We start from the raw sequence: 2,085 nt of genomic DNA on the forward strand, positions 1-2,085 counted from the left end.
AAGAATGGCGGAAGAATTAACTAAATATCTAACTAAAGTTGCTATCCGATGTCGTTATATACATTCCGATGTGGATACTTTGGAACGTGTAGAAATCATGCAAGATTTGCGTAAAGGTTTGTTTGATGTTTTGATAGGCGTAAACTTGCTACGTGAAGGTTTGGATTTACCCGAAGTGTCACTCGTAGCTATTTTAGATGCTGATAAAGAAGGTTTTCTGCGCAGCCATCGTTCATTAACACAAACTGTTGGACGTGCCGCGCGAAACGTAAACGGTAAAGCAATTATGTATGCCGATAAGATTACCAACAGCATGCAAAAAACTATAGACGACACCAATTACCGTCGCGAAAAACAAATAGGATACAATACGTTACATGGTTTGGAACCAATGGCGCTGAACAAAAGTTTGGGAAGTGCTTTGAGCGATAACTCAGTTTCCACTCAATACTTTGAAGATAAAATTGCCAAAGCAGCAGAACCTGAAAGTTTATATTTATCAAAACCTGAGATAGAAAAGAAAATTCGTGACGCCCGAAAAGCCATGGAAAAAGCGGCAAAAGAACTCGATTTTATGCAAGCGGCCAAACTGCGTGATGAAATTAAGAGTTTACAAGAAAAAATTTAAAAGTTTAAAATGAATTACCATTTCAGACAAGCCAGTGAATCAGAAGTTCCTAAAATTTGGGAAATCATTCAGCAAGCCATTGTACGCAGAAAGAATGATGGAAGTCAGCAATGGCAGGATGGTTATCCTAACGAAGATGTAATAAAACAGGATATTACAAAAGGCATAGGCTATGTTTTAATTGATGACAATATTGTTGCAGGTTACGCTGCCATTCTTTTTAATGATGAACCGGCTTATGAACAACTAAAGGGAGCTTGGCTAACTAATGGTGATTTTGCAGTAGTGCATAGAGTTGCCATTTCGGATGACTATTTAGGGAAAGGTTTGGCCCATAAAATCTTTCTTTTTGTAGAGGATCTAGCAAAAGGAAATAACATCTTTAGCATCAAAGTGGATACCAATTTTGACAACATTCCGATGCTTAAAATTCTTGAAAAATTGGGCTATACTTATTGCGGAGAAGTTACTTTTAGAGGCAGTTTTAGAAAAGCATTTGAGAAGATATTGCCAATTTCTTAATTCAACTGTTCCTGAAAAACTTCTAATAAAAACTCGGGGGAAATTATTTTGTTTGGAGAGTTTTCCATTGCTTTCAAGACGCGTTTAATAGCATGTGGATTTAATCCCATATTAATGCCAATTTCATGGATTTTAATTTGTTCACGTTCGTGTAAAACGCCATCACAATGCATCAGTAATGCCAAACGATAGAATTGTTGGATACGCTCAAATTCCGATTTAATGACAACAGGATATTCTTCTTGATGAAAAAGATTATTGAAATCGTTTTTGTCTAACTGAAGTTCATCAGCAATCATAGATAAGAAAAAATATTCTCTATCATGCAATCTTCCGTCAACTACAGAAAATGAAATCATCTCTGCCAATAACGCTAATTTTTCATCGTATTTATTCATCAATTAAATAATTTTTAGCTAAAATATCAATTTTTGTGATACTGTAATGATTTATTTTTTAACATTTATTCCGTATTATTTTATCTAATTTTACTTCTTTAAATTATGACTATTATGAAAACATTTAAAATACTATTTATTTGTCTTTTTCTATCTAATCTAAGTGCATTAGCACAATTTGGAAATATAAACGGAAATAGAATAGGCGGTGTAGATAGAAGTAATCAAATCCCTCAAAGTAATGAACCCAAAGAGCCAACTCCAGAAGAAATTGCTAATTTCAGAAATATGAGGGTTGATAACATCATGAAACAGATGAAAGAAGATTTAACCCTTGACGAACTTCAATGTATTGCCATCAGAAATGAATTGATTGCTAATAGCAAAAGCATTGAGATATTGATTAAAAGTGAAATTTCGGAGGAAGACAAAACCAAACAATTCGAATCCATTCAGGAAAAAACAGAAAAAATAATCAATAGTTATATGAATTCTTCTCAAAAAGAAAAATATAAAATTATTAAAGAGAAAAAAGCT

At 33.3% G+C, this 2,085-nt stretch carries 4 protein-coding genes; 3 read left to right on the top strand and 1 reads right to left on the bottom strand.

The features are described from left to right. Positions 1 to 628: helicase-related protein (locus ACOYLP_RS11795; RefSeq protein ID WP_422856365.1), on the top strand; the 628-nt coding region annotated here is incomplete at its 5' end. Positions 629 to 637: 9 nt separating this feature from the next. Then, positions 638 to 1,150, top strand: a complete 513-nt coding sequence (locus ACOYLP_RS11800; RefSeq protein WP_422856366.1) for a GNAT family N-acetyltransferase — start codon at positions 638 to 640, stop codon at positions 1,148 to 1,150. On the opposite strand, the gene ACOYLP_RS11805 is transcribed toward ACOYLP_RS11800, so the two are convergent. Continuing rightward, a complete protein-coding gene (locus tag ACOYLP_RS11805) occupies positions 1,147 to 1,548 on the bottom strand; it encodes an excinuclease ABC subunit B (protein ID WP_422856367.1) in 402 nt (133 codons plus the stop codon). The two genes, ACOYLP_RS11800 and ACOYLP_RS11805, sit on opposite strands and share 4 nt — an antisense overlap. A gap of 114 nt (positions 1,549 to 1,662) precedes the next feature. Between ACOYLP_RS11805 and ACOYLP_RS11810 the strand changes: the two genes are divergently transcribed. Continuing rightward, positions 1,663 to 2,085, top strand: a 423-nt coding sequence (locus ACOYLP_RS11810) for a hypothetical protein (RefSeq protein ID WP_422856368.1), incomplete at its 3' end; no start/stop codon positions are given.

The organism is Flavobacterium sp., from assembly GCF_049318325.1.
GTDB lineage: Bacteria > Bacteroidota > Bacteroidia > Flavobacteriales > Flavobacteriaceae > Flavobacterium.

Excerpts from the sequence above, each read along its gene's own strand:
- ACOYLP_RS11800 (WP_422856366.1), top strand. The coding sequence starts at position 638 with ATGAATTACCATTTCAGACAAGCCAGTGAATCAGAAGTTCCTAAAATT.
- ACOYLP_RS11805 (WP_422856367.1), bottom strand. The coding sequence starts at position 1,548 with ATGAATAAATACGATGAAAAATTAGCGTTATTGGCAGAGATGATTTCA.